General features: G+C 57.9%; 6 protein-coding genes and 2 pseudogenes. 4 read left to right on the top strand and 4 right to left on the bottom strand.

The genetic code is table 11. The features are described from left to right. From BLT75_RS22895 to BLT75_RS22890, 3 genes and pseudogenes are all read right to left on the bottom strand, one after another. Positions 1 to 205: transposase (locus BLT75_RS22895; RefSeq protein WP_143028647.1), on the bottom strand; the 205-nt coding region annotated here is incomplete at its 3' end. Positions 206 to 1,130: 925 nt separating this feature from the next. Further along, positions 1,131 to 1,277, bottom strand: a pseudogene (locus BLT75_RS24985) (IS110 family transposase); the annotation flags it as partial. A 322-nt stretch (positions 1,278 to 1,599) separates the two neighbouring features. Continuing rightward, on the bottom strand, positions 1,600 to 2,295 hold the full coding sequence (locus BLT75_RS22890; RefSeq protein WP_093037806.1) for a helix-turn-helix transcriptional regulator: 696 nt from the start codon (positions 2,293 to 2,295) through the stop codon (positions 1,600 to 1,602). 91 nt (positions 2,296 to 2,386) lie between these two features. Here BLT75_RS22890 and BLT75_RS22885 point away from each other — a divergent pair, with 91 nt between their 5' ends. After that, positions 2,387 to 3,994 (top strand): FAD-dependent monooxygenase, encoded by a 1,608-nt coding sequence (locus BLT75_RS22885; protein WP_093037803.1) that lies wholly within the window; start codon positions 2,387 to 2,389, stop codon positions 3,992 to 3,994. After that, positions 3,991 to 4,170: a hypothetical protein gene (locus tag BLT75_RS22880; protein WP_093037800.1), complete on the top strand. Its 180-nt coding sequence runs from the start codon at positions 3,991 to 3,993 to the stop codon at positions 4,168 to 4,170. The genes BLT75_RS22885 and BLT75_RS22880 overlap by 4 nt, the downstream gene beginning before the upstream one ends. Before the next feature lie 107 nt (positions 4,171 to 4,277). On the opposite strand, the pseudogene BLT75_RS22875 reads toward BLT75_RS22880, so the two are convergent. Beyond that, positions 4,278 to 4,547 (bottom strand): annotated as a pseudogene (locus tag BLT75_RS22875) (ATP-binding protein); the annotation flags it as partial. Between the two features lie 640 nt (positions 4,548 to 5,187). Here BLT75_RS22875 and BLT75_RS22865 point away from each other — a divergent pair. Further along, complete coding sequence (locus BLT75_RS22865) at positions 5,188 to 5,580, top strand: nuclear transport factor 2 family protein (protein ID WP_093037798.1); 393 nt, start codon at positions 5,188 to 5,190, stop codon at positions 5,578 to 5,580. Positions 5,581 to 5,619: 39 nt separating this feature from the next. Next, on the top strand, positions 5,620 to 7,245 hold the full coding sequence (locus BLT75_RS22860) for a thiamine pyrophosphate-binding protein (RefSeq protein ID WP_093037795.1): 1,626 nt from the start codon (positions 5,620 to 5,622) through the stop codon (positions 7,243 to 7,245). Positions 7,246 to 7,650: the final 405 nt, after the last annotated feature.

The following is a 7,650-nucleotide window of genomic DNA, read 5'->3' as shown; positions in this document are numbered from 1 at the left end:
CGCTCCAACGTTTCCACCGGCTGTAGAGCGTCTTGTGCGGACCATAGGCGGCAGGCGCGTCCCGCCAGCGCAACCCATTGCGATTGATGAAGATAATCCCACTCAGAACCAGCCTGTCATCAACCCGCGGCTTGCCGTGAGACTTCGGGAAGAAAGGGGCGAGCTTGGCCATCTGCTCGTCAGTCAGCCAGTAAAGGTCGCTCATGTCACCGCTCCATTTTCCGAGCCGTGAATCACGCCGTGCGACCGAAATCAATGCATCCTGACCCTAAGGGCACCAAGCCGACTTGCGGCAATGCAGAAAAGAGTTCGGTGTCGAGGTGATCTGGATGTCTGCTCTTGAATTCGCCGCCCGAACAGTTCGCAACTGCGGAGAATAACTGGTTCCCGTCTCTTGCGAACACTTCCAAGCTCTTAACGCCAACCTGTCCCCCTCGCCCAACAGGCATTGTCAGCAACAATGCGCCCGGCATGACCTCGCGTTCGCCGGTTTCCTTTTCCACAATTTCATGCGGCTGTTCCCCTTGTGTCGAATAGAAACTGGCGGCACGTATCCGCCATGAGGAGAGTGGAGCTCAACCCAAAGCGGAACAGAGTCATCGGAGCACCCATCTGACGATGGAAGGCGCCCAGACACTTAAAGCACAATTTCGCCCGATCATTCGACCCGTGCCATGCGGCACGGGGTACCGCAGGTATGAGCTCGGCCCATCCTCGAATATGTCTGAGGATGATTTGCCATGGCTTTGCCCCCGTGCCTTTTCTTTACCCTTCAGGAAGTGACCGCCCGCTGGGGCTGCATAATCGCCGACGTGGCTGGGTGGGCCGCAGCCGGAAGGGTCCGCATCATGACCGGCTTCGACCTGGTGCGTTGCGGTGACGAAGTTGCCCCTGGTCAGGTGGTGATTTCCCGATGGATATTTTGCCGCTCTTCCGCCGCTGCGGCACCGGCCCGACCGAGGGCGTGGTACGCCGCATCATGACGGCCGGGGCAGCCGAATAGCAGATCATCACCGATCAACATGAAGGCGTCGAGGTAGCTGCCGCCAACGTGATGACCCTGGCAGACGCGGTGCATACGTTCGAGGAAGACAACGACATGGGGCGCCGCGTGACCACTGGGCCGGGATCATCCCGAACTCCGACAGATTCGCCCGGGTCGGATTGAGGATCATGGTTCTCTGTCGCAGCAACAGATCTCGCGACCGCTACAGGACGAGGACCGCCTGTTGATCTTCTGCCTTCACCGGCACAAAGCGCAAGTTCGGTCGGGTCACCGTGAGGTGCCCCTGGTTTCCTGGACACCTGACGCGTTCAGTTTCTGCTGTCTGATTTCGAAGTCAACGGGCGACAGCATGCCATTGTTCGTGTGTTTGCGTTTAGGATTGCAGAAGAGCTACGTATGGCAAACGCAGTTTGCATAGGGGCAATCCGCAGGAATATTGTACCAGTTTTTCGACGCGGTTTTCGCCTTGCAGAGTTTTTCAACACAATCCGGACGAAGCGGCCCTCGGGGCGCAAAGTAAGCGCAGCTTATTTTCAAAGATGATAAAAAACCGCCGCGCATTTCTACCTTGGCACAGCATCTCGGAAGTGAAGCTACCTCGAGCAGATAGCAAACAGGCCCGCGCGCGATGTGATCCCCAGTTTGCCGTAAGCGCGCTTTCGGTAGGTGACCACGCTAGAGGACGCTACGCCGAGATCGGCGGCAATGGCCTCGGTCTTGCGGCCGGAAAGGATACCCAGGCACACTGCCTGTTCGCGGTCGCTGAGAACCGTCAGTGGCGCCGGGATGCCGGTGTCTTCCACGAGCTCGAAATGCATCAAGGCAAGTTGTCCGGCGAGACGGGAGAGATCGGGATCAGAGGAGCCGGCAGACCTGGCCGATGAATAGAAACTGACGAACAGGCGCAGCGATTCTCCGACTGCAAGTACCGTGGTCTTGGCCAGAAGACCGGGTGCATCGAAAAACATGCGGCGATACTCCTGGTCCATCGCGCTGGCGATCTCTTCGAAGCATCGCAACTGTACGCTATTTGGCTTGGCGGATTGAAGGGCAGGAAGGAGAGGGTCTCGCAGATACCACCCGTCAAGATAGGCCGCAGCAAGTTTCCCGGCGAGAGCCGCATTCGAGAAGTGATATGAAAGCAGACAGCGGGCGCGGTCGCCCTCGACAGAGAAGACCATGATCTGGTCAACGTCGAGCGTTGCAACCAAATCAACGTAGACCGGCGCGAAGGCTTCGGAGCCGATAGTTTCTAGACAGGCTTCGATCTTGCGAACGGTCAGGGACATGTCTCAGTGATATCATGTCCCCCAAAAAAGGGGACAGACTTTGCTCTCGTCCATTCGCTATGGTTCCCCCCGGAAAAAGGGAGAAGAGCAAATGAGACCAGCCGGACGGGCAGAGACGGACTCGCTTTATTTCGACTACCCGCATTTCGATGCCCCCAAGGAACGTTCGCACCTGGATGCGCCGGCGCCGGTTGCCATCGTCGGGGCGGGCCCGGTGGGCATGACCGCCGCGCTCGCCCTCGCCCGGGACGGGATCGCTTCGGTAATCTTCGATGCAAAGTCCACGTTCAATGACGGGAGCCGCGCAATATGCGTTGCGCGCCAGAGTTATTACATACTCGAACGTCTCGGTGCTGTCGCGCCGTTCCTCGAGAAGTCGCTAGGGTGGACGACGGGGCGCAGCTTCTACCGGGGCCAACAAATCCTGGAATTCAGGATGCCGGACAGCCCGCGCGAGAAGTACCGCCCCATGTACAACATCGAACAGCAATACATCGAGCAATACCTCTGGGATGCGATCGAGCGTGAGCCGTTGATCGAGGCCCGTTGGCAGAGCGAAGTGACTGCTATCGACGACTTGGCGGACGCTGTGCGATTAACCGTGCGCGATCCAAATGGCAGCTACGATATTTCTGCCGACTGGGTGCTCGCAGCAGACGGCGCCCGCAGTACCCTGCGCAAAATGCGTGGGCTCAAACTCAAGGGAGAGAACTACGAAGGCAGGTATGTTATCGCCGATGTGCAGATGGATCATGACTATCCCACCATCCGGCGAGCCCTCTTCGATCCCGATTGCCGGCGTGGCGGCACAGTGCTGGTACACAAGCAGCCCGACAATATCTGGCGGATCGATTACCAGTTGCGAGAGGGTGAGAACGAAACAGATGCCATAGCCGAAGAAAACGTGCGCACCTCGGTGGCTGCGGTGCTTGCCGATCTCGGTTTCACTGGCGACTGGGAGCTGGAATGGTGGAGCGTCTATTCAGCCAATACGCTGGCTCTCGACGACTATCGCGACGGGCGGACCTTTTTCATTGGTGACAGTGCCCATATTGTGCCGATCTTCGGGGTGCGGGGATTGAACAACGGTCTGGCCGATGCCCAGAACATCGCGTGGAAACTCGCTCGGGTGATCAAGGGGCAAGCCGCGGAGGTGCTGCTGGACAGCTATACGCCGGAACGCCGTGGCGCGACTCTGGACGTCTTTGCCAACGCGTCAAAGTCAGCCCGTTTCATGACGCCGCCAACACCCGGCTGGCAGCTGATGAGAAACGCGGCCCTGAACCTTTCGCTCACCCACCCCTTCGCCGGAGAACTCGCCAACCCGCGTCAGATGACACCCTACACCTATGCCGACAGTCCGATTGTCTTGCCCGATGATCCGGGCTTCGATGGCGGACCGGTACCCGGCGCGCCCTTGCCTGAGGCACGCGTTGGTGACGGTTACCTGTCTGACTGTTTGGGGCCGGGGTTCACTTTGATAACTTTTGATCCCGGCCTTGCTGAAACGGTGGCCGACAGCGACCTCGCCACTGTCGTTCTGCAACCTGGTTCAGAAGTCGCCGAAGTCCTCGCCGCAGGTCTCGGAAGCGCGTATTTGGTCAGACCCGACGGGCATGTCGCGTCGCGTTGGACGCGCCCGTCATCGGCCTTGGTATGCGAGGCGTTGAATAGATCTCTTGGGAAGGACCGGAAATGACACCTGGAGAAGTTGAAACCGTCTACGAGGCTCTTGCTTTGAACCTGGATGCGGTTGGTGCCACGCGGCGCGAACTCTTCCTCGCGAAACTGGCCCTCTTGTTATCGTACGACCTTGGAGACGCTGACCGTGTTTGCCTGCGCATCGAGGAGGCGGCGCGGAATATCGATCACTGATCAGGTTTATCAGACCCGTTGGCAAAGGACCCGAATTGTTGATTTCTGCTGAGAAGTAACCCGGTATTTTCACCGAGATTTGACCCACACTGATTGTTTGTCGGCGGTCATGCTTTGGTCAATGCCGGCGTTTCCCTTCTTGTTTTCCTGGCGGCCTCGGAGCTGGCCTTGAAGCGGTAGCTGTCATTACCGGTTTCCAGGATGTGGCAGCGGTGTGTGAGGCGGTCCAGCAAGGCGGTTGTCATCTTTGCGTCGCCGAAGACCTGGGCTCATTCGCTGAAGCTGAGGTTGGTGGTGATGATCATGCTGGTACGCTCGTAGAGCTTGCTCAGGAGATGGAACAGCAATACGCCGCCTGATGAGCTGAACGGTAGGTACCGGGTCACTTCTCAGCAGAAATCAATACGCGGCTGGATGACTGGCGCCGGGGGCGGCGGTGATCGGCGCGGTTGTCGTGACGCTCGCAGGATCGGTGTGGGCGCGTACCGCGCTTCGATAAGGGGTCACCGCGCTCGCGATCCTGCTGTTTCTGCTATCCCTGCGCCGTTCGGTTGAGCGCGCGGGGCGATTGGCCGAACGACTCGAGACGATGGAGAAGGCAAATGATATCCAACGACGGTTGCCCCAGGCGGCGGCGTGTCGGCTGCGGTCTCGCGATGAGTTGGCTCAGCAGTGGCTCAGCGGTGGCGCGGCGGGAGGTTTTGAGGCGGGTGGGTTCGGGGTCAGTTCGCCGGTCGTAGAGTACACTCGGGAAGTTCAGCGACAGGCGAATGAGGAGCTGATTTTGCGGCCAGAGGGATCGGTGATCGTGGAGATGATGGGCGATTATGCCATAATGCGGGAACAGGCATTGGGATGCAACTGAAAGATGGAAATGGCGTTACAACGGAAGCTTGTTTCGCAAATCCCACAGATCGCCCTACAGGCAGCCGGGCACAGCTGTCGGTATCATTTCTTTCCCTGAGTACGGGTTGATGCTTATTCTGGTACCCGGCGTGTCACTTCGGGGGTAAGGACATGGGAGATGCAAGCGAGCGCGCGGCGATCGAAGCCGTCGTCGGCGATTATCTTGAAGGCATGATCTATGGCCAGCCCGAGCGACTGGAGAGATCGATGCATCCGCAGTGTATGCAGGCGGGCCATTACAACGGACAGTATGAATTCTTCGACCGCGATACGTTCATCAGGTCTCTGGCGAATGAGAAGATGCTTTCTCCAGGTTCTCAGTACAACTCGGAAATCATTTCGATCGACATCACCGGAGATGTTGCAGTCGTAAAGGTAGAAGATGACTGCTTTGGCACCTCCTTCACTGACTATCTCACGCTGATCAAGCATGACGACCGTTGGCAGATCGTCATGAAAGCGTTCTTCGATCACGCCAATGCTCTGTTCGACTCCAACAAATGAACGTTAAACAAGCCCATATTCAAAACAGATGAGGCCACGATGCCCGAGATCGTTTCCGTCCACACCGCGCTCGCCAAGGGTCTCCGAGATCTGGGGGTAGAAACGCTCTACGGCCTTATGGGTGACGCCAACCTCTTCATGGTCGACCATTTCGTGCGCGAACTTGGAGGGCGCTATGTTCCGGCCGTACATGAAGCGGGCGCGGTGTTGATGGGCCTTGGTCACGCTTCCGTAACGGGTGAGGTGGCTGCGGTTACCGTCACGCATGGCCCGGCTGTCTCAAACGCTGTGACGGCTCTGATCGAAGGCGCCAAGGGAACGATCCCGATCGTGCTGATATGCGGTGACACGCCGGTTGAAGATCCCGATCACCAGCAGGCTTTGGCTCAGAGAGCCTTGATTGAAGCTTCTGGCGCCGGGTTTGAACAGCTAAAGTCTCCGGCTACCGCTGCGCGCGATCTGGCGACGGCCTTTCGGCGCGCGCGCCTCGAACGTCGCCCCATCGTGTTGAATGCACCTACCGGGTTCATGTGGGAGCAAACCGAATACAGGAAACCCCGGTCTGAAGTCCCGCCTTTGCCGACAAACCCAGTCGAGGGAAAGGCTTTGCACGAGGCGATTGGCATCCTGGCAGCCGCGCGTCGCCCACTGATCCTTGCAGGTCGTGGGGCTGTTCACGCAAGGCAAGAACTTCTCAAACTGGCCGAGCGGATTGGGGCGCCTGTTGCAACCACGCTCAAGGCAAAAGACCTGTTCAAGGGCGCTCCGTATGACCTTGGGGTGTTGGGAACCTTGAGCACACCAGCCGCTATCGACGCGATTTCCTCGACGGATTGTATCCTTGCCTTCGGCGTCGGGTTCAGTCGTTTCACAACGCTCTATGGACGGTTCCTCGAGGGCGTCCGAGTGGTTCAGGTCGACGATGACTTCCGTCAACTCGGAAGACGCCATGTGCCAGATGCAATGCTCATTGGAGATCCTGCCCATGTCGCCGACACAATACTGACCTGGATGGATGTTGCCGAAATTCCGTCATCGAAAGCAACCGACACGCTTGATGCCGAAGTCTTGCGTACACGCTTTGCTGTGCCAGAGCCGACAAACGCGCAGGGAACGCTGGATTACAGTCGAGCTCTGGAACGGATAAACGCTGCACCGCCTGAAGATCGGATCTTTGTATCGGACGCCGGCCGCTTCATGACCGAGGCATGGTGCCGGATAGGTGTCTCCGCGCCTCAGGACTTCTTGCCCGCGATCAATACCGGTGCAATCGGGATGGGGATGGGTTACGCGATCGGCGCGGCGGTTGCCCGCCCGGACCGGAAGACACTCTTCGTCTGCGGAGATGGCGGCTTCATGATGGGAGGGCTGGCGGAATTCACTTCAGTGGTGCGCGAGGGGCTCGATATGGTTGCGGTCATTTGCAACGACTCCGCCTATGGCGCCGAGCACATCCAGTTCAAGGACAGGCAGATGGATCCGACGCTGTCCACTTTCAGCTGGCCGTCCTTTGCCGCGATGGCCAAAGCGATGGGGGCCAGTGGGTTTCGGGTAACCTCGGAGGCTGAGCTTGAAGAAGCCCTTGCGGTCATCAATGAAACAACTGCTCCGGTACTGCTGGAACTTGTTCTTGATCCGGATGCAATGCCTCGCATGCACTTGTGATTGCATCAGGCAAAACACCTGCGAGATACGCTTGCTTGGAAAATATTAATCGGCACCCGACCCGCTAAAGGTTGATATTCTCGAGATGTCCGGTGATGGCTTCAGTTTGCGATATTGAGCCGACATCTCTTTCGATTTCTAATAATGTTACCCCTTGCCCAAATTGCCAAATCAAAATCCTGTTTGGAAGGGCAGCCCCGGAGAGAGGACAGGATGAACCTCTGGGAAGACCTCCGGGGCTAGTTGGTGGACATAGTCCACGGGGAGGTAAAGGGGTCAGTGGAACCGGTCGACGCGACGTGGCATCTTGGCATACTGCTGAAACGCACGAACCAATGTGTCAAAAAATGCTGGCGGTTTTTTTCGTTGAAATGATCATGGGAACCTCAACTGTATGACCCCACG

This window comes from Ruegeria marina (genome assembly GCF_900101475.1).
In the GTDB taxonomy this organism is placed as follows: domain Bacteria; phylum Pseudomonadota; class Alphaproteobacteria; order Rhodobacterales; family Rhodobacteraceae; genus Ruegeria_B; species Ruegeria_B marina.
The sequence above is the reverse complement of the archived record's forward strand: the minus strand, read 5'-3'. Positions and strand labels throughout refer to the sequence as shown.